This window comes from Thioalkalivibrio sp. ALgr1 (assembly GCF_000378285.1).
Lineage (GTDB): Bacteria > Pseudomonadota > Gammaproteobacteria > Ectothiorhodospirales > Ectothiorhodospiraceae > Thioalkalivibrio.
The window spans coordinates 489,130-508,701 of sequence record NZ_KB905133.1 but is presented as its reverse complement, the minus strand read 5'-3'; the positions used below and the strand labels follow the sequence as shown (position 1 = coordinate 508,701).

General features: G+C 64.5%; 18 protein-coding genes. 8 read left to right on the top strand and 10 right to left on the bottom strand.

What is annotated here, in order from left to right; genetic code table 11:
• Positions 1-4: 4 nt before the first annotated feature.
• From F466_RS0106790 to F466_RS13645, 3 genes are all read right to left on the bottom strand, one after another.
• Positions 5-1,840 (bottom strand): ABC transporter ATP-binding protein, encoded by a 1,836-nt coding sequence (locus tag F466_RS0106790; protein WP_018993706.1) that lies wholly within the window; start codon positions 1,838-1,840, stop codon positions 5-7.
• Positions 1,840-2,865 carry an NAD-dependent epimerase gene (locus tag F466_RS0106785; RefSeq protein WP_018875225.1) on the bottom strand — a complete coding sequence of 342 codons (1,026 nt, stop codon included), beginning with the start codon at positions 2,863-2,865 and terminating at the stop codon, positions 1,840-1,842. The genes F466_RS0106790 and F466_RS0106785 overlap by 1 nt, the downstream gene beginning before the upstream one ends.
• Before the next feature lie 90 nt (positions 2,866-2,955).
• Positions 2,956-3,255, bottom strand: a complete 300-nt coding sequence (locus F466_RS13645; RefSeq protein ID WP_156820963.1) for a hypothetical protein — start codon at positions 3,253-3,255, stop codon at positions 2,956-2,958.
• Here F466_RS13645 and F466_RS0106780 point away from each other — a divergent pair.
• From F466_RS0106780 to F466_RS0106770, 3 genes are read left to right on the top strand one after another with little or no spacing between them, the layout of a single operon-like run.
• On the top strand, positions 3,254-4,384 hold the full coding sequence (locus F466_RS0106780; protein WP_018174688.1) for a polysaccharide export protein: 1,131 nt from the start codon (positions 3,254-3,256) through the stop codon (positions 4,382-4,384). The two genes, F466_RS13645 and F466_RS0106780, sit on opposite strands and share 2 nt — an antisense overlap.
• 2 nt (positions 4,385-4,386) lie before the next feature.
• A complete protein-coding gene (locus tag F466_RS0106775) occupies positions 4,387-4,830 on the top strand; it encodes a low molecular weight protein-tyrosine-phosphatase (protein WP_018138353.1) in 444 nt (147 codons plus the stop codon).
• 22 nt (positions 4,831-4,852) lie between these two features.
• The gene (locus F466_RS0106770) at positions 4,853-7,033 is read left to right on the top strand and encodes a polysaccharide biosynthesis tyrosine autokinase (protein ID WP_018993705.1); all 2,181 of its coding nucleotides are present in this window, start codon (positions 4,853-4,855) and stop codon (positions 7,031-7,033) included.
• 676 nt (positions 7,034-7,709) lie between these two features.
• On the opposite strand, the gene F466_RS0106765 is transcribed toward F466_RS0106770, so the two are convergent.
• The 4 genes from F466_RS0106765 to F466_RS0106750 all read right to left on the bottom strand — a co-directional run bounded on the left by F466_RS0106765 (position 7,710) and on the right by F466_RS0106750 (position 11,592).
• Complete coding sequence (locus F466_RS0106765) at positions 7,710-9,803, bottom strand: YjbH domain-containing protein (RefSeq protein WP_018138351.1); 2,094 nt, start codon at positions 9,801-9,803, stop codon at positions 7,710-7,712.
• 17 nt (positions 9,804-9,820) lie between these two features.
• On the bottom strand, positions 9,821-10,564 hold the full coding sequence (locus F466_RS0106760) for a capsule biosynthesis GfcC family protein (RefSeq protein WP_018649039.1): 744 nt from the start codon (positions 10,562-10,564) through the stop codon (positions 9,821-9,823).
• Between the two features lie 38 nt (positions 10,565-10,602).
• A complete protein-coding gene (locus F466_RS0106755; RefSeq protein ID WP_018138349.1) occupies positions 10,603-11,142 on the bottom strand; it encodes a YjbF family lipoprotein in 540 nt (179 codons plus the stop codon).
• A gap of 147 nt (positions 11,143-11,289) precedes the next feature.
• Positions 11,290-11,592: a hypothetical protein gene (locus F466_RS0106750; protein WP_018138348.1), complete on the bottom strand. Its 303-nt coding sequence runs from the start codon at positions 11,590-11,592 to the stop codon at positions 11,290-11,292.
• A 274-nt stretch (positions 11,593-11,866) separates the two neighbouring features.
• Between F466_RS0106750 and F466_RS0106745 the strand changes: the two genes are divergently transcribed.
• Complete coding sequence (locus F466_RS0106745) at positions 11,867-12,322, top strand: RT0821/Lpp0805 family surface protein (RefSeq protein ID WP_018138347.1); 456 nt, start codon at positions 11,867-11,869, stop codon at positions 12,320-12,322.
• A gap of 68 nt (positions 12,323-12,390) precedes the next feature.
• Here the strand turns inward: F466_RS0106745 and soxB are convergent, their stop codons facing one another.
• The 3 genes from soxB to F466_RS0106730 all read right to left on the bottom strand — a co-directional run bounded on the left by soxB (position 12,391) and on the right by F466_RS0106730 (position 16,268).
• Positions 12,391-14,202 carry a thiosulfohydrolase SoxB gene (gene soxB / locus F466_RS0106740; RefSeq protein ID WP_018138346.1) on the bottom strand — a complete coding sequence of 604 codons (1,812 nt, stop codon included), beginning with the start codon at positions 14,200-14,202 and terminating at the stop codon, positions 12,391-12,393.
• A 253-nt stretch (positions 14,203-14,455) separates the two neighbouring features.
• Positions 14,456-15,898 (bottom strand): M48 family metalloprotease, encoded by a 1,443-nt coding sequence (locus F466_RS0106735; RefSeq protein WP_018174693.1) that lies wholly within the window; start codon positions 15,896-15,898, stop codon positions 14,456-14,458.
• A 58-nt stretch (positions 15,899-15,956) separates the two neighbouring features.
• Positions 15,957-16,268, bottom strand: a complete 312-nt coding sequence (locus tag F466_RS0106730; RefSeq protein WP_012982042.1) for a hypothetical protein — start codon at positions 16,266-16,268, stop codon at positions 15,957-15,959.
• Positions 16,269-16,536: 268 nt separating this feature from the next.
• Here F466_RS0106730 and F466_RS0106725 point away from each other — a divergent pair, with 268 nt between their 5' ends.
• The 4 genes from F466_RS0106725 to F466_RS0106710 all read left to right on the top strand — a co-directional run bounded on the left by F466_RS0106725 (position 16,537) and on the right by F466_RS0106710 (position 19,552).
• The gene (locus tag F466_RS0106725; protein WP_018649036.1) at positions 16,537-16,866 is read left to right on the top strand and encodes a rhodanese-like domain-containing protein; all 330 of its coding nucleotides are present in this window, start codon (positions 16,537-16,539) and stop codon (positions 16,864-16,866) included.
• A gap of 140 nt (positions 16,867-17,006) precedes the next feature.
• The gene (locus F466_RS0106720; protein ID WP_012982044.1) at positions 17,007-17,237 is read left to right on the top strand and encodes a sulfurtransferase TusA family protein; all 231 of its coding nucleotides are present in this window, start codon (positions 17,007-17,009) and stop codon (positions 17,235-17,237) included.
• A gap of 188 nt (positions 17,238-17,425) precedes the next feature.
• Positions 17,426-18,100: a 4Fe-4S dicluster domain-containing protein gene (locus F466_RS0106715; RefSeq protein WP_017941141.1), complete on the top strand. Its 675-nt coding sequence runs from the start codon at positions 17,426-17,428 to the stop codon at positions 18,098-18,100.
• Between the two features lie 45 nt (positions 18,101-18,145).
• On the top strand, positions 18,146-19,552 hold the full coding sequence (locus tag F466_RS0106710) for a heterodisulfide reductase-related iron-sulfur binding cluster (RefSeq protein ID WP_018138343.1): 1,407 nt from the start codon (positions 18,146-18,148) through the stop codon (positions 19,550-19,552).
• Positions 19,553-19,572 lie beyond the last annotated feature (20 nt).

The following is a 19,572-nucleotide window of genomic DNA, read 5'->3' as shown; positions in this document are numbered from 1 at the left end:
GGGTTCAGCCATGGGTGCCGGAGGCCGCGGGGCCGGGGACGGACTGGACCTGGGGGTTATCTGCCTCGGTGTGAGTGACCAGCTCGTCGAAGCGGCCAACGGAGGCGAACGATCCCCGTTCCAGGTGGGCGACCTGATCGCAGGCGCGCACGGTACTCAGGCGGTGCGCGATCAGGATGATGGTCTTGCTGCGTGACAGGGACTCGATCGCCTCCATCACGGCGCGTTCGGTTGCGGTGTCCAGGGCACTGGTGGCCTCGTCGAACACCAGGGCGTCGGGGTCGTGGTAGAGGGCGCGGGCGATCCCGATGCGCTGGCGCTGGCCCCCGGACAGGCGCACGCCACGCTCGCCTACCATCGTGGCGTACTGCTCCGGCATGTCCTGAACGATGAAGTCATGCACCTGTGCCATGCGCGCGCAGCGCTCGACGCGATCGTGGTCGATCTGCGCGGCGGGAATCCCCAGCGCGATGTTTTCGGCCACGGTCGAGTCGGTCAGGAAGATGTCCTGGGGGACGTAGCCCAGGGACTGCTGCCAGGCGCGCAGGTTGGCATCCGTGACCGGCTGGCCATCCACCAGGATGGCGCCCTCGGTCGGGCGCAACAGGCCCAGCAGGACGTCGACCAGCGTGGTCTTGCCGGAGCCGGTGGTGCCGATGATCCCGACCGATGTGCCGACCGGGATCTCCAGGTTGATGGACTGCAGCGCGGGGCGGTGGCCGCCTGGATAGGTGAACTCGATGCCCTTGAGCGCGATGGTCTTCTGCGGGACCAGCGGCTGGGGGGCCTGGCGATGCAGCTCCGCCAGGGCCTCGCGTTCGCGCAGGTCCTCGGTCACGCTCTCCACGGCGGCGGCGCCGAAGCGAAGCTTCGCAAGGCCCGCGTAGATGTGCTGCGCGGCGGGCAGCAGGCGGTAGCCGGCAAAGGCGTACAGCCCGAGGATCGGCAGGATCTCGCCCAGCGCATCCGTACCGGTGCCGCCCTGGGTATGCAGCAGGATCAGGGTGAGCCCGATGATGCCGCCGAAGCCGATCGCCTCGATCAGGAATTTGGGGACCTGGGAGATGGTCTGGTTGGTCGCCTGGTGCCGGGCCTGGCGCTTGGAGGGGGCATCGAAGCGCGACAGGTATGCGTGTTCGCGACCCAGCAGCTTGATGTCCTTGATGCCGCCGAGGGCCTCGCCGGCGGCGGTGAAGCGTTCCTTGTTGGCGAGCGAGCGATCACGGCCGATGCGCCCGAGCAGGCCGCGCACGAACACGAAGATCGTCCCGTATACCCCACCGATCACGACCGCGACCCCCAGCGCGAGCCACGGATCCACAACGATCAGCAGTGCCACGATGGCGATGGTTACGACCAGGTAGGCGATCATCGTGATCCCGGGACGGAAGACGTTCAGCACCAGCTGGTCGACCTCGGACAGGATGCTCTTGGCCATGTCGCCGCTATGACGGTTCAGGAAGAACGCATACGGCTGGCGCAGGTAGGTCTCCAGCAGACGCTTGCCAAGGCTGTGACGGCGCATCTCGATGAAGCGGTTCATCGCGTAGTGCGTGAGCGTGCGGAATACCGCCGAGAACAGGATCAGCGCGAAGGCCGCCGCACCCAGGGCGAAGATGAACTGATCCACCGAGTTGAATCCCAGCCCCGTATAGAGCTGGTTCAGTACGGGGTTCGTGTTGACCAACTCCGGGTTACCCAGTACGGACAGGAACGGCATGATCGATGCGACCCCGGCGGTCTCCAGTACCGCCATGATCATCATCAGCCCCAGCACGAGCCCACCCCGGCGCTTTTCCGCCGGGGTGAGCAGCTGCAGCGTCTTGCGGTAGACCCCCATCAGGCGGCCGCCCGGTAATACCCCAGATACCACTCGACGAAGCGGGCGACGCCCTCCTCGACCGATGTGGTGGGTTCATAGCCGGTGTCGGCGCGCAGTGCCTCGACGTCGGCGTAGGTGTCCGGCACATCACCCGGCTGCAGCGGCAGGAGATTTTTCTCCGCCTTGCAGCCCAGGCAGTCCTCCAGCACCTCGATGTAGTGCATCAGCTCCACCGGGCGATGGGCCCCGATGTTGTACAGCCGGTAGGGTGCCGCACTGGTGGCCGAGTCGGGCTCGGCGCCGGTCCAGTCGAGGTTGGGCTGCGCCGGACGATCCAGCGTGCGGATCACGCCCTCGACGATGTCGTCGATGTAGGTGAAGTCACGGCGGTGGTGGCCGTAGTTGAAGACGTCGATCGGCTCGCCCGCCAGGATCTTCTTCGTGAACAGGAACAGCGCCATGTCCGGCCGGCCCCAGGGGCCGTAGACGGTAAAGAAGCGCAGGCCCGTCACCGGGAGCTGGTAGAGGTGCGCATAGGTATGCGCCATCAGCTCGTTGGCCTTCTTGCTCGCCGCGTAGAGGCTCAGCGGGTGGTCGACGTTGTCGTGCACCGAGAACGGCATCGTGGTGTTGGCGCCGTAGACGGAGCTGGAGCTGGCGTAGACCAGGTGCTCCACACCGTTGTGCCGGCAGCCCTCCAGGATATTGCCGAAGCCGACCAGGTTGGTGTCGACATAGGCCGCCGGGTTTTCCAGCGAGTAGCGCACCCCGGCCTGAGCCGCCAGGTTGACCACCCGCTCCGGGCGATGCTCGCGGAACACCCGCTCCATCGCCGCGCGGTCGGCGATGTCTTCGTGTTCGAACACGAAGCGCTGGCGGGATGCCGGCAGGGCGCGGATGCGGTCCAGCCGGGCCCGCTTCAGGCTCGGGTCGTAGTAGTCGTTCATGTCGTCGACACCGATCACGGTGTCGCCACGCTCCAGCAGGCGCAGGGCCAGATGGGAGCCGATAAAACCTGCCGCGCCGGTGATCAAGACTTTCATGTCGCCTCTTCCTTGTCGGATGGATGGGACCAGTGTGTCCGGACGTTTCGCTTGCCCGCGGGCGTTGTGACGAGGGTCCGGGTCACTCGTTCATGGGGTGAACGCGATGGATTCAAGCATCGGCCGGAATGGCCCCGCAACGCCGGTTCCGGGAAACGTGAGGTCGATCCGTCGAAGCTGTGACCAGCCCCGTAAGTTTCGGGTCGCGGCATTGCCCGCAAGGGGTTGGCTGCCGATATTTTGCGCCAGTTCGACGACGATCCGGCCCATTCGTGACATGGTCGGCCCGCTTGAGGCGGACCCGGTGGGGCTCGCCAGGATGAATCGCAAGGTGACGACGCGGCCGTGGGCGCCAGGGGCGTTGCGGCCGCGCAAAAGAGGAAGATCCATGAACGTGATCCCCCCCGTACGCTGGGTCCTGTTACTGAGCCTGCTGGTGATATTGGGTGGGTGTGCCTGGGCCCCTGGCGGGCACATTGCCGAGCGCACCTCCAGTGCCCCGGTCGAGGACCTGGTCGATATCGAGCCCATAACCTTCGGTCTGATCCGGGCCCAGGAGACGCGCTCGGTCCCGCCGGACCTTCGCCGTGTAAGCGACGAGATGGCACAGGACGTCGCTGAATACGATTACCGCATCGGTCGCGGCGACGTGCTGGCGGTCATCGTGTACGAACACCCCGAGTTGACCATCCCCGCCGGTAGCGAGCGATCGGCCGTGGAGTCGGGAAATACCGTGCACCCGGACGGCACGATCTTTTACCCCTATATCGGGCGCGTGGAAGTCGAGGGGTACACGGTGTCGCAGGTGCGCGACCGGATTGCGCGCGATCTCGCCACCTTCGTGAACGAGCCCCAGGTCGAGGTACGCGTGGCGGCCTTCAACTCGCAGAAGGTCCAGGTGACGGGCTCGGTACGCGAGCCCGGTGTGCAGCCGGTGACCAATGTCCCGCTGACGGTGCTGGATGCGATCCATCACTCGGGTGGGCTTTCCGACGATGCCAACTGGCACGAGGTGATCCTCACGCGGGAAGGCGAGGAGATCGTCATCTCGCTCTACGACATGCTGCGCTATGGCGACATGTCGCAAAACCGGCTCCTGCGTGACGGCGACGTGCTGCATGTCCCGGATACCGCCGGCCAGCAGGTCTACGTGATGGGCGAGGTAGGCGACCCGCAACGGCTGCCCCTGGGCCGCGGTCAGCTGACACTGATGGATGCGCTCAGCCAGGCCGGAGGGTTTAACGAGAACCGGGCGGACGCCAGCGGCATCTTCGTGATCCGCCGTGCGCCACCGGAGAGCGACAAGCTTGCGACCGTCTACCAGCTGGATGCGCGCAATTCCGCAGCGCTGATGCTGGGAGCCGAGTTCGAGCTGGAGCCGCTGGACATCGTGTATGTGACGACGACGTCGCTGGGCCGCTGGAATCGTGTGATCAGCCAGCTGCTGCCCACGGTCAGTGCCGTTTATCAATCCTCCCGTACCACGCGCGACGTGCGTCGCCTGTCGGATGACTTCTAGCCATGTTTAACCGGATTCTGGTGGTTTGTACCGGCAATATCTGCCGCAGTCCCGTGGGCGAGGCACTGCTGCGCGAGCGCCTGCCCGATCGCTCGGTGGAATCCGCGGGCCTTGGGGCGGTGGTCGGGGAGGGCGTCCACCCCGAGGCACGGCGCCTGGCCGAGGCCGACGGTCTGGACGTTACGGCGCACAAGGCCCGCCAGATCGAGGCGGACTGGCTGCATCACGCCGATCTGGTGCTGGTGATGAGCGAGGGCCAGCGCCAGGCTGTCGGCGGGCGCCACCCCGAAGTGCTCGGCAAGACGATGCGATTTGGTCACTGGCTGGAAGGCGGCCGTGGCCGAGATATTCCCGATCCCTATGGCAAGAGCCCCGAGGTCTTTGCGCAGGCTCATGCCCTACTCGTGGAGGCTGCCGATGCCTGGGCACGGCGGCTGAACCGATGATCTCCGACACAGGTAAGTCCCGATGACAAAGAACCATTCCCCCGGGGTGCCGGAAGGCGAACTGGATATTGGCCGACTGCTCGGCCAGTTGCTGGACCACAAGTGGCTGATCATTTTCATAACGGCACTGTTTGCCATTGCGGGCGCGGTATACGCCACGGTGTCCACCCCGATCTACCGCGCCGATGCACTGGTGCAGGTGGAGGACATGGGACGCTTCAGCAGCCCGTTGTCCAGTGTGCGCGAGATGCTGGGGCAGGAGCCGCGCGTCGAGGCCGAGCTGCAGATCCTGCGTTCACGCATGGTCCTCGGGCGCACGGTCGATCAGGAGGCACTGGATCTGGTGGTACGCCCGCACCGTATGCCGGTGGTGGGCGATTACCTCGTTCGCCGGGGCATGGAGCGCCCCGCCTTTGCTCAGTCCAGTGTCTGGGCGGGCGAGTCGATCAACGTGGGCGAGTTCCAGGTGGCCCGAGCCTACGAGGGGCGCACCTTTACGCTGGAGGTCCTGGATGACGATCGTTATCGCCTGATCAACGGGGATCACGAACTGGGCGAGGGGCGTATTGGCGAGGACGTGGAGTTCTTCGAGGGTGACGTGCGCCTGCGTGTGGCCGAAATGGATGCGGGGCCGGGTGCGCGTTTTGATATCCAGCGGCGTTCGCGCCTGGCGGCGATCAACAGCCTGCGTGGGCAGTTCGAGGTGGGGCAGCAGGGCCGCGAGAGTGGCGTGTTCAGCCTGACCCTGACCGATCCGGACCCGCAGCACGCCCAGCGCATCCTGAACACCATCAGCCAGATCTATCTGACGCAGAATGTTCAGCGCAAGGCCGCCGAGGCCGAGAAGAGCCTCGAGTTCCTCGAGGAGAAGGTCCCGGATGTGCGCGATCAGCTGCAAACCGCCGAGGATGCGCTGAACGAGTACCGCACGGAGCGCGACAGCGTGGATCTCTCGCAGGAGACCCGTGCCGTGCTCGACCGCCTGGTCAACCTGGAACGTCAGCTCAACGAGCTGGAGTTCGAGGAGGCCGAGATCTCCCGGCGGTACACGGCCAGCCATCCGACCTATGCGGCCCTGATCGACAAACGCCAGAAGCTGCAGGAGGAGCGCAACCGGCTGAACCAGGAGGTCAGCGCGCTGCCGGAGACCCAGCAGCAGATCCTGCGTCTCAGCCGGGATGTGGAGGTCAACCAGGACATCTATGTCCAGCTGCTCAATCGCATGCAGGAGATGGATATTGCCCGCGCCAGTACGGTGGGGAACGTCCGCATCCTGGACGACGCCCAGGCGGGGCTGTCCGCGGTCGAACCGCAGCGCAACCTGATCGTGATGCTGTCCACGGTATTTGGTGGTGGCCTGGCGATCGCGCTGGTGCTGGTGCGCGGGATGTTCAACCGCGGGGTGGAATCGCAGGAGGAAATCGAGGCGATCGACCTGCCGGTGTATGCCAGCGTGCCGCGTTCCAGGGCGCAGGAGAACCTGCTGCGCCGCGTGAAACGGAGCAACCAGCCGCGCGGCTACGATGTCCCGGGGGGCGTGCTGGCCTCGATCGATCCGGCCGACGATTCAATCGAGGCACTGCGTGGCCTGCGCAGCAGCCTGCATTTCGCGATGCTGGAGGCCGAAAACAACCGCCTGGTGATTACCGGTCCGAGCCCGAATGTGGGCAAGAGCTTTGTCTCGGTTAACCTGGCGACCGTCTGTGCCCAGGCGGGGCAGCGCGTGCTGATCATCGACGCCGATCTGCGCAAGGGGCATGTACACCACGCCTTCGGTCAGCGCAGCGACGGGGGACTCTCGGAGTTTCTGGCGGGCCAGGAATCCCTGGAAGGCGTGCTGCGCCGCACGGACATCCAGGGGCTGGACTACATCGCCCGTGGCAGCGCGCCACCGAACCCGTCGGAGTTGCTGATGAGCGACCGTTTCAGCCGCATGCTGGAACAGCTCAGCCGGGATTACGACCTGGTGCTGATCGACACGCCGCCGATCCTGGCGGTCACCGATGCGGCCGTGGTCGCACGCCAGTGCTCGACCACCTTGATGGTGGTGCGCTTCCAGTTGAACCCGCTGCGCGAGATCGAATCGGCACGGCGCCGTCTCGATGCGGCGGGGATCGATGTGCGTGGCTGTATCCTGAACTCGATCGAGTACAAGGCCTCGACCAGCTACGGCTACGGCTACTACCACTACTCCTACAAGTAGCGGATCGCGGGGCCGCGAAGCGGCGGCCCCGATTGATTCCTTCGTGGCCCCGGCGATTGCCGGGGCTTTTTTTGGTTTGTGGCACATCACCCATCGGGGAATGCGGCGTGGATCGCGAGCCATGAGTGTTCGTGGTCGCGATGGCCGCAGGCGCGGCGGGCTAGTGCAGCGAACGTGATGGTGCCGGTTGTCGGTCAGGTTTGGGCCAGGCAGGCGCGTACCCCCGGACATGGCGTTGCGGCTCCCTTGGGCAGAATGACGGTACGGCCGTCACCGTGGCTTGTTCGTACGCAAACGCGAGTAGAGCGCGGACGCGCGATTCAATCAGCGCCTCGCCTGGCAGGAGGCCGAACAGGCGGGTGTGACCGAGGGTCGTCGGACGATCAACACGCACGCGTCTGCCTGCGGAGCGTGGTGGAGCGCCGAGGCGAGAGGGCGTAACCAGTATGTCGCCATCGACATTCCCTGGGAGGTGCGGCTGGTGCCGGGCTGTCCTGTCATGGATTCGCGCCCGGCGCGAATGCGCAGGTGTGCCGGGATTGTCCCAACTGCGTCGGAGGTGGCAAGGGGGAGGGAAGCCGGGGGGCGCGAGTGCGAACGCACACGCGCCTGACTCGGCGTCTCGTCAATCGGAGGGAAGGGGTGTCCGGGGCGCGACGCCCCGGACACCGGGGGATTAACGCCAGGTGGCGTCGGGCTCGTCCCAGTAGCGGCCGACCTGACGTTCTTCGGTGATGTCGAACAGCTGATGACGCCGGTTCAGGCGCGCACCACCGTCGCGGGTCAGCGGCTGCCAGGCGATGTTGGCCCGGTTGCGGCTGGAGGTGGAGAAGAAGGAGTCGTAGGGGACCGACAGGTACAGGCCCTTGTCGAAGCTGCCTTCGCCGAAATCGTCACCAGCATCGGTGAAGGTCGACCAGGCGCCGACCCGCACGCCATTGGCGAATTCGCGCGAGAAGTCGAGGGTGGTCCCGAGGTCGCCCGCCAGATAGCGGCCTACGCTCACCCGTGCATGGATGTCCTGCACGCCGGTGTCGATGTAGGTGGTCACATGCCCAGTCACCTGCTCGTAGTCCCGCAGGCCGAACTGCTGGTTAAACTCGCGCTGGCGTACCCAGTTGGCATCGACGCCGATGGCCCAGCGGCTGTTGAACGGCCGGTACAAGACCTCGGCCCCGACACCCGCGTACATCATCTCCAGAAGGCCACCGTAGCCCATCGCGTACCAGTTCTTGCCCAGTCGCTTGGTGTGGGTGGCCTGCAGGTTGGAGATGCCTACGCTGGTCTCGGCGAGATAGTCGCCGATGTGGGTGCGCACGCGGGGCAACTCGGAATCGGCGATGTATTCGTAGTTCTCGAGGTTGTCGGCCAGGGTTGTCGTGAGCATGGACGAGATCCAGGTGCCCTGGGCGAGGTGATAGCTGGCATCGAGATAGGCGGACAGCCGGTACAGATAGCCGTCGGGGCCGCCAAAGTTCTGTTCCAGAGAGGGGCCTGCGCCCCATTCGAAGCGCCGGGGTTCGGCCTCGTAAAGGACCTCGCCGCGATCATTGTTCGTCGTAGGTTCGATATCGCGTACCCGCACGCTGTGCCGGTAGTCGGTCTCGTGATCCGCGGAGGCCAGTGCGCGGCCAAAGGCCTCCCGGTCGTGCAGGCTCTCGCGCAGGTCGAGCCCCAGTGTCTGCCAGCGGTACTGGAAGGTGTGGATGCCGGCATCGGCCTGCGCCTCAAGCAGACGGTTGGCCCGCCCTTCGGACTGCTTCAGGTTGCGGTAACGGGCCGGTTCGCCCGTGACCTCGATGGTGTCGCCGACCTGGCGGATCTCGGTCACGTAGATCCCGGCATTGGTATTGAGGTCCGTGGCCACCGCATCCCAGTCGCGGCGCTCCACATGGGCGGGGTCGACTGGGGCCGGGTCGTCGGCCTTGGGCTGCGAGAGCCGCGCCAGGTTGGTCGTGAAATGGAGGCCCACCATCGCGGTATTGCCGCGCTGCCAGCCGGTATGCAGCTCAATGCTGTTGGTCAGTTTCAGCCGCGCGCCGAAATTAAAGCGGGAATCCTGTTCCTGGGCGTTGTCCTGAGGTTCTTGCTGATAGGTGTTGCCCTCGTATTCGACTTGAAGCAGCAGGCGGTCCCAGGGCGTCTGGTACTCGACCCCCCCGAACAGGGCCGCCGGGCCACGGAACATCTGGTGCGTGGCGACCTCGCCGCCTTGACCACCCCCGGCGGACCGTGGGCGTTCGTCAAAGCTGTCGTCAATCCAGCCAAGCGGTGATTCGATATCGCCGTGATTGCCCAGGTAACCCCAGCCAATCCCCAGGGAGAAGTCGAAGTTGTTCCAGCGCTTGTTGGCAACCAGGTACTCGCCACCGAACAGGGTCGTGCCGCCCAGGTCCTGAAAACCGACGGCCACTTCCGGGATATAGCGGCTCTCCTCGACCAGGCGGAGTTTGATGTCCGCGCCTTTGTCGATGTTGTAACGGTCGTCATCGCCGGCGGCCAGATATGGTCGGTTCTCGACCTGTATATAGCGAAAGCCGAGTTCCATCCAGTCGAGCGGCTGTACGAACACGCTCCAGCGACGGTAGGGGTAGGTGCGGTTCCAGCCGGCGGCGAAGTGACCGGCATCACCGGTGCGGGCCGTGGGGGTCTGCATCAGACCGATCCCGCCGGTATCCCGCTGGCCCTGGCCGAGTCCGAATTCCTCGGCCTGTGCCGTGGGCAGGCCCAGGCCGAGGAGCACGGCGACCACCAGGCTGCGGCGGCGCATGCGCAAAGGTGTAGCGTTCATGGCAGTTTCCGAAGTGTGCAGTTGTCGCCCGGCAAACGGGTCGCAAGAAAGCGGGGTAGGCGCTGGTTGAGCAGGTCACCCTCTACCGACCCCCCCAGGTCACGGACATGGAGGTGCGTCATCACCCGGGTCCCGGGGGCGATCGCGGTGTCCTCACGGTTCCAGGGCGCGGCGCCGAATACGTGGACCTCGCCGACCGGCGAAACCACGGCGGCCGTGTCCGTGCCGCGCAGCGCCGTGCGCGAGGGCTTGGCGAGCAGGTCCTGCAGGGTCATCCCCGGGGTCCATTCATGGCGGTCCACACCATCCAGGGACCACAGCTCCACCCAGTCGGGCGGGGTGCAGTAGCCAATGTGCTCCATGCCGGACGGGTCGGGCGCGTGGCGCAGATTGGCCAGGAGCCAGGGCAGGTCGAGGCGCTCGGCACTGCGTACATTGGGAGCCGCCTCCATCGCCTCGACGGTTTCGCTCCAGGAATCGAGTGCCCGGGCCACCTCGGGGCGTCCGCCGATGTCCATCGTCTGTCCGATCAGTTCGATTTCGGCCAGGAGCCGTCGGCGTTCGTGGTCGATGGGGCGTACATCGCGGCTACGCAGGGCGAAACCGTAGGCCCAGTCGATGGGTTCGGACAGTTCTTCCTGCCAGGTCACCCAGGTTTCGGCGAGCGAGGGCGGGACCGGCGTGTCGTCGGTCGAGCCCACCGTTGGGGCCAGGGCCAGCAAGCCCACGGCCAGCCACATGGGATGAAAATGGCGTTGCATCATGCCTCCTGCGAGGGCTACCACCAGGGGCGAGCCACCTGCCAGGCGATCGAGGGACCATCCGGCCAGGCCTGGCCGTCGTATGCCCATAGATCGCGGGTTTCGGGGTCACGCCAGAAATCGGCGCGAGTCGTTCCGGCACCTTCCCAGTCGATACGCTCGCGGCAGCGCTCGAGTTCCAGAGTCACGAGGGGGAGGTCCCGCGATGTGCGAGTCCCGCAGTCCAGGGTGCCCTCGCCGACATGGCGGACAATGGCGCCGGAGGGTGCGCGGACATGCCGTTCGACCTGGTAGGTGGCGGGGCTTGCCTGGCGCCAGGGGGGGGCATCGGCATCGGGGTGGTGGGTTCCCAGAAGGTCCTGTTCGAGACCGGACGTGGCAAACAGCCCCCCGTCGCGCAGCTGCAGCGAAAGGCCCTCGGCACTCGGCCAGAAGGTGTGTTCGTCGGAGAGGGCCCCAAGGATCAGCAACCCCTGATGGTGTTCGGTGCGAACCGCGAGCGACGCATAGGGAATCTCCTCTGCCCGGGAGCTCACATCCGGCCCGCCCGTGACCATGCCTTGCAGGGATGCCCCCAGCGGCGTGGGCCCCCCGCTACCGCAGCCCGTGACCAGGCTCACGAAAACTCCAAGGCCCAGACATGCGAAAGCCGCCCGGAGGCGGCCTTCGCGAAGGAAGTGCGAATTGGTTCGCATGGGCGTTCGTTACCGAGTGCCGGTAGCGGGGGTGGTACCCGTGCCCGGGGTGGTACCGGTACCCGGAGTCGTACCGGTGGAGGCAATCAGGCCCACCAGGCGACCGGAGCGGGTCGCAATACGCGACACCGCGCCCGGTTCCGAACGCGCGGCTGCGGAGATGCCACCCGAGGGGGTGCCACCGGCGACCGGCGAGCTGGGGTTCCCCTGCGGGGCACTGGCGCTGGCGCCCGCGCCGGCGGACTGCGCCATCACCGGGCCGGCTACGAACACACTGGCAACAATGGCTGTGGCGAATATCTTCTTGATCATGGTCACGTTCCTCACTTCACCGGGGGGTGTCTTTTACCGGAGGACAGTCTAGGAAGGGATGCCTGAAAGCGACAGCGGAGGGGGGCGATTCTGAGACATGAATACGAGGTTTCTCATACGTGTTTTGAACGGCTTGGAAGTTTTGCGGCCTGGAGGTCACATTCAGCCGCCGGCTTTGCGTGCCCGGATTTTCACGCAGCGTTCAGGTCTTCGCCGCTAACTTGAATGATGCAGTTGTGCAGTGCGGTCCGGTGGCCGCGCAACGGAGGCAGAGATGAAGAAGACAGTGTTGTTAGCGGCGGTGGCGAGCGTGACCTTTCTGCTCGCCGGTTGCCAGACGCCGCCCACCAAACAGCAGACCGGTGCAGTGATCGGTGGTGCGGCCGGCGGCGTCATTGGTTCCCAGATCGGCGGTGGTCGGGGGCGGACCGCAGCGATCATCGCGGGTACGCTGGCCGGCGCAGCGATCGGCGGCTCCGTTGGGCGCACCATGGACCAGGTCGATCGCCAGCAGGTCTCGCATGCCCTGGAACACAATCCGGATCATCGGGCATCCACCTGGCAGAACCCCAATACCGGGTACCAGTATCAGGCCACCCCCACGCGCACCTATCAGGCGTCCGGGCAGGACTGCCGCGAGTACCAGGTGCAGACGACGATGAACGGACAGCCGGAAACGGTGAACGGTACGGCGTGCAGGGATGCGCAGGGACGCTGGGTCAATCAGTAAGACCGGCAATCTCCCACAAAAAAGCCCCGCGATCGCGGGGCTTTCTCGTTCCTGGACCTGCGGCAGGATCAGGAGGGACGGTACATGTCCTCGGTCGTCGGGACATAGCCGAGGTTGTCCTCGCCGATGCCCTTGACCTTCGGCTCGTTGAGTTTGCTGATGCGAACACCGTCGGACTGGTTGCGCAGGTACTCGGCGACGTTGTCCCAGATCATCGTGCCGGTACCGCCCGCCGGCTCCTGCTGGACGCTGGCCCAGCCGGCGACGACGTATTCCTTGTCCGGATCGATCTTCTCGCCGCCCAGCTCCATCTCGGAGATGCGGCTACCGATCTCGGCTTCCGGATCGATCGCATAGCGGAGGCCGCCCACGCGCACCATGTCGCCCCCCTGCTGGTAGAACGGGTCGGCGTTGAACAGGTTGTCGGCGACGTCTTCCAGGATGTCCTTGATCTGCGCGCCGGTCATGGCGTTGCGGGTCGTCTCCGGATAGGTCAGGCCGGTCTGGTCCATGATGTGCTCGAAGGTGATCGGCATGCCCGGGAGTACGGTAGTGCCCCAGCGGAAGCCCGGCGAGAACGCGATCTGGGCATCGTGGACCTCCATCAGCGCATCACAGATCAGCTGGTCGAAGGTGCCGTTGAAATTGCCGCGACGGAACAGCAGGTCCTCGGCCACGGCCAGCTCTTCGGAGAGCTTCTCTTCCATGTTGAAGGTGTCGCCGTCGTAGGTGACTTCCTGGCTGCGCATGTTGTCGACGAACTCGGCCATCTCCGGATCTTCGTCCAGGAGGTTGGCGAACACCGGGACCAGGCGGTATTCCCAGTCCTTGATCTCGCCGTCGCGGAAATCGAAGTCCAGCACGCCAACGAACTTGGCATTGGAGCCGGCGTTGGTCACCAGGCAGGTGCCACCATCGGGGCGTTCTACCGGCAGCGGCTGCGGGACGGCATCGTGCGTGTGACCGCCCATGATCGCGTCGAGACCCTCGACCATGCCCGCCATCTTGATGTCCACGTCCATGCCGTTATGCGACAGCGCGACCACGATCTCGGCGCCTTCTTCGCGCGCGGCGTTGACCTGGCGTTGCATGTCGTCCGGACGAATGCCGAACGACCACTGCTCGACCATCCAGCGCGGGTTGGCGATCGGGGTGTAGGGGAACGCCTGGCCGATCACGGCGACGTTGACACCGTTCAACTCGCGGATCACGTACGGCTTGAAGATCAGGTCCCCCCAGTCCACGTCGCGCACGTTCTGGGCGACGAAGTCGATCCCGGCATCGGCGAAATCGCCGTTGACGACTTCTTCCACACGGTCGGCTCCGTAGGTGAATTCCCAGTGGCCGGTCATGATGTCGATGCCCAGCAGCTTCTGTGCATCGACCATGTCCTGGGCATTGGTCCACAGCGCGGTGCCCGAGCCGCCACCCCAGGTGTCGCCACCGTCCAGCAACAGCGAGTTCGGGCGCGAGTCGCGCAGCTTCTTGACCAGTGTCTTCAGCTGCGGGAAGCCGCCGACACGACCGTACTGTTCGGCCGCCTCCATGAAGTTCAGGTTGGTGTAGGCGTGGGCAAAGATGCTGTCGCGTTCGACGTCATAGTGCTTGAGGAAGTGCTCGCCGACGATGTGCGGCGGGCGGTTGCGCATATCGGCTACGCCCAGGTTCACGTTGGGCTCGCGGAAATAGATCGGCTTGAGCTGCGCATGGCAGTCGGTGTAGTGCAGCAGATGCACATTGCCGAAGCGATCCAGCATGTCGTACGGGTCTCCCGAGGTGCCGTACTTGCCATTGGTGGCCTTGGCGCAGCCCGCCAGGGGGAAGCCGGCCACGCTGGCGGCGGCCAGCAGCTGCATGAATTCGCGGCGTGAGATATGCATGAGGGTCCTACCTCTCTCTACAGTAGTTTATTGTGATTTTTGGGTTTCTCGAAGCAGCAATCTAGACGCTATTTCTTTGTGGAACATTCCCTGGGTATGGAGCTTCCTTGCCGACCGGCGCGACGCCCGGCTGGTATGAAGCCGTAGTCAGCCCGCAGCGCCTCAAGAACCGGATTCCCCGGTTTCTGGCCGTGACGGATGCTGATGTCTGCCCTTGACCGAGCCCCGAATCTTCGTGGGGGGCGGCGTCACCCTAGCGGCGCTGTTCGCGCGCCTGCCGCGCGGTTTCCTTGGCCGTGTCGCGCTTGTCCTCGATCCGCTGGATATCGCGCTCGCTGGCATCGCGTGCGTCGATGGCGGCCTCGAACTGGCGTACTGACTCTTCGTATTGCGCGCGGTGGAAGAAATATTCCGCCATGGCCTCGCGGCTGACCGCAATATAGCCGGCCCCATCCGCGATGTCTGCCTTCAGTCGCAGCAACTCGGGGTTGGGCGCGCGTTCATTGCGGATCATCTCGTTGACGATGCGGATGGCGCGGTCGGGGTTGTCGAGATCTCGGTGCACGCGGGCCAGCACTTCGCGGATGACCGGGTGCCCGGGGTAGACCGCGTCCAGGTCATTCAGGATCTCGAGCGCCGCTTCGTGGTTGCCGCGTTCGCGCTCCAGTGCGACGCGCGCCAGCTCCAGCGTCATCCCGGGGGCCTCCTCGACCGGGATTTCCTCCAGCCGTTCGGCGGCGCGGTCCAGTTCGCCGCGCTCCAGGTGAGCCACCATTGCGCCGTAGATCTGGTGCGGGGCCGGGTCCGAGGCCCCGCGATGGATCTCGATCGCACGGCGCGGGTCCTTCAGGGCCCGGGTGCGGGCCTGCATCCACTGGAACTCGGGGCCGCGGTTGCGCGTATCGACCGCCGGCAGGCCGGCCGCGCGATTGCGGGCGTCGGTGATGCGGTCGAGCGTGACCGGGTGGGTGCGCAGGTACTCGGGCACCGCGTCGCCAACGCCGCGCGAGAGTTCCTGTAGACGCTCGAAGAAATCCGCCATCGCGTTCGGGTCGAAGTCGGCGCTGGCCAGTATGCGCATGCCGGCGCGGTCGGCCTCGGCCTCGTTGGCGCGGGTGAAGTTGATCTGTTGCTGGATACCGCCCGCGACACCGCCGGTGATGATGGCCGAGCCCAAGGTGGGATCCGCCATCGATGCCAGGACCCCGGCGAGGATGGCCAGGCCGGTGGTGAAGTTGACCTCGCGCCCGCGCGCGAACATTCGGGCCAGGTGGCGTTGGGTGACGTGCGCGATTTCGTGGGCCATGACGGCCGCCAGTTCGGCCTCGTCGCGCACCTCGAGCATCAGTCCGGAGTGCACCCCGATGATTCCGCCGGGCATCGCAAAGGCGTTGACCTGACCGTTGTCGATCGTCAGGAAGTAGAACGGGCCATCTGCGTCAGGGGCATTGGCGAGCAGCTGCCGGCCAAGGGAGTCGACGTAGAAGGAAACTTCCGGATCGGTCACCAGTGGCAGGGACCGTCGGATCTCTCGAAGCAGGGAGCGGCCGAGCTCGCGCTCTTCCGCGGGGGTCAGTACGCCACCGGAGGCCTCGCCCAGATCGGGCAGGGCGGTCCCGGAGGCCGAAACCGTTGGAGCCCCCAGCGTGAGTACCAGGAGCAGGGTCGAAAGTAGCGTGAGAAGCCGTGTCTTCATACGACGGAGGCCGGCCGTTGGGGCCGGCCTCCGAAGGGTCTTGGCATCGCGGGGTCGGTTACTTGCCGAGGCCCGGAGCCGAAGAGTAGGTGCGCATGCTGTCACGGGTTTCCCAGAGCTTCGGCTTGAGCATCGCTTCCGGAATCATGAACTTCTTGCGGTCCAGCACCTTGTGGGTGCGCACGATCTTGACCACGTCGTCGTACTTCAGCTTGAACAGGAGACCCACGTCACCGCCGGAGGTGCGGCGCACGATCATATATTCGTCTTCCATGCTGTGCACGTAGATGTTGGCCGGGCGCAGCTTGCCGTTTTCGTCCTTCATGGTCACGGCGTAGTGGCCGTTGACCTGGAATTCGCTCTTGTCCACCGCAAAGTCCTCCGCGAATGAATCAGGGGGTTGATCGTCTGGACGAGCCCGCCCGAGAGTCGGGTGCGTCCATCAGTCTTTCCTTCAACTCGGAACGATAGCACGACTTCTGTGCGCGAGAGAACAAACCACCTGCCGACCGTCGGACAAGTTTGCATTTGTGGTCCGTTTCGCTATTCTCCGCGCCCATCCTTCGTGACCGGTGCCATCTGTCGAGGCCCGCGAGCGAGGCAGGCAGATGCGGTTCAGCACACTTGGAGTGGGACGCATGTACGGATTCTCGGAGATTACGGCCGACGAACTCGAGCAGTGGCGAACGGAAGGCAAGTCCTTTCGGCTCGTCGATGTACGCTCCCCTGGCGAGACGTCCCGCGGCGTGATTCCTGGCGCCGAGCTGGTGCCGCTGACGGTTCTGCCATTGCGCAAGGACGAGTTTCTGGGAGGCGACACGCCGCTGGTCCTGTACTGCCAGAGTGGCGCTCGTTCCGCCCAGGCTTGCGCGTTTCTTGCGCAGCAAGGGCTGGAGACCGCAAACAGCCTGCGTGGCGGTATCGTGGCGTGGGCTCAGGCCGGCAAGTCGGTCGTCACCCCGGATTAGAATTCGGTTGTATTCCGATCCCGTTTCCCCTATAAGGGTGAATTCGGCTGGCAAGGGTTCGATCGTCGTGGTCCCCGAACCGCCACGATTGGTACCTCAGCACCCAACTGATTTTGGTAACGCACTAAAGGAGACACACCATGGCCAACTTTGACCAAGAACTCGACGCTTCCGGCCTGAACTGCCCGCTGCCCATCCTGCGCGCCAAGAAGGCCCTGGCGGCCATGGAATCCGGTCAGGTTCTGCACATCATCGCCACCGATCCGGGTGCCGTGAAGGACTTCCAGGCCTTCGCCAAGCAGACCGGCAACGAGCTGATGGAACACAAGGAAGAAGGCGGCAAGTTCTACTTCCTCGTGAAGAAGTCCTAAGGCGTCTCTAAGTGCCTGAAACGGGGCGGCGATCCGCAAGGATCGACCGCCCCGATTCCTGAAAAACGACGGTTGCCATGCGGTAACTGGATAGGTGCCTGGACGAGGTCTAGGCTGGCTGAGCAAGGTTCTCAAAGAAACCTGCCTCGCCAACAGCGAAGAGGTGACATATGGCGACATACGCTGAGATGCAGCAAATCTTCGACGACATCCGCGGAGATTTTCGCTACGACCACGAACTCAACGGCTGTCTGAACTGCGGCATCTGCACGGCGACGTGCCCCTCTGCTCAGTTCTATGACTACTCCCCGCGCGAGATCGTCCAGCTGCTGTGGACCGAAAACGTCGAGCAGATCTACGACGCGATGCAGGAAAAGATCTGGGCCTGCGCTCAGTGCATGACCTGCGCCGCTCGCTGTCCGTTCAAGAATTCCCCTGGTGGCCTGGTCGCGATCATGCGCGAAGTGGCCATCAAGCACGAAATGCAATCCGCGAAGGACGTGCTCCGCCCGTTCGGTCGCGTGATGCTGAAGCTGATCACCACGGGTAACCAGCTGTCGCCCGACATGATCCAGCCCGACCACTTCCCCGACTGGGGCCCCAATATCCAGAAGGTGGAAGGTGACCTGCGCATCCTGCGCAAGGCGATTCCGGTGAAGACGCTGCAGACGGTCGAGACCGCCTGGGAAGTGTCCCTGAAGACTTCGGTCGAGATGTACACCATCTGGGAAATGACCGGGGTGCTGAAGTCCCTCGAGCTGATGGACGAGAACCTCTTCGACGTGATCGAAGACTTCATCGACGAGAAGCGCGAGGACTACGAAGACTGGCTCGAGGAGCAGGAAGAGGAAGACGACGAATAAGTCGTCCCGTTTCCGACTCCACTCCAGGACATCAGGAGAAGCGTTATGAGTGAACAGACCCCAGGCAATCACAACCAGAACGGCGAAGGTGCCGGTGCTGGCACCATGAAGCCCGGCTTCCACAATACCGACGGTCAGGGTATCGCCGGTCACGGTTCCTTCTTCCAGGCGACCGACCTGTCCAAAGAAGATGCCATCAAGGCGACCGACTGGGTGCGCAAGCACGTTGACCGCCGTACGGTCGACCTCGGTGACCGCATGGATGACGTCCGCGAGCACATGTACGAGCTCGAAAAAGACGGCCAGATCATCATCCACCGCATCGAGGACCAACACGAGCCGATCTCGGTGAACACCCTGTTCGGCTGGGAGAAGAAGGTCCCGACCAAGCAGCTGTGGCACCACAAGTCCTGTGGCCAGTGCGGGAACATCCCGGGCTACCCGACCTCGCTGCTGTGGTTCATGAACAAGTTCGGCTTCGAGCCGGGCAAGGACTACCTCGACGAGACCGACCAGACCTCCTGCACCGCGTGGAACTACCACGGCTCCGGTATCGGGAACGTCGAATCGCTGGCCGCGGTGTTCCTGCGTAACTTCCACCAGTCTTATGTATCCGGCAAGCAGCACGGCCACGAGCTGGGCCACTTCTTCCCGCTCGTCCACTGTGGCACCTCCTTCGGTAACTACAAGGAGATCCGCAAGTATCTGGTCGAGTCTGCCGAGCTGCGCGAGAAGGTCACCAAGATCCTTGGGAAGCTGGGTCGCCTGGTCGACGGCAAGCTGGTCATCCCGGAAGAGATCATCCACTACTCCGAGTGGGTGCACGTGATGCGTAACCGTATCGCCTCCGAGCTCCAGACCATCGACGTCTCGAATATCCGCACCACGTCCCACGTGGCTTGCCATTACTACAAGATGGTCCACGAAGACGCGGTCTACGACCCGTCCGTGCTGGGGGGCAACCGTACCGCGATCATCACCTCAACGGCGCAGGCCCTGGGTGCGCAGGTGATCGACTACTCCACCTGGTACGACTGCTGCGGCTTCGGCTTCCGCCACATCATCTCCGAGCGCGAGTTCACCCGCTCGTTCACGATGGATCGCAAGATCCGCGTGGCCCGCGAGGAAGCCAATGCCGACGTGATGCTGGCCAACGACACCGGTTGCGTCACGACCATGGACAAGAACCAGTGGATCGGCAAGGCCCACAACCAGAACTTCCAGATTCCGATCATGGCGGAAGTCCAGTTCGCAGCCCTGGCCTGCGGCGCGGATCCGTTCAAGATCGTCCAGCTGCAGTGGCACGCATCGCCCTGCGAAGACCTGGTCGAGAAGATGGGAATCTCCTGGGACGAGGCCAAGAAGACCTTCCAGGAATACCTGAAGGAAGTCGAGGCCGGCAATATCGAATACCTCTACAATCCTGAGCTCGCTTACGGGGGCAAAGTCTGATGCAGCAAGATACTGTTCTA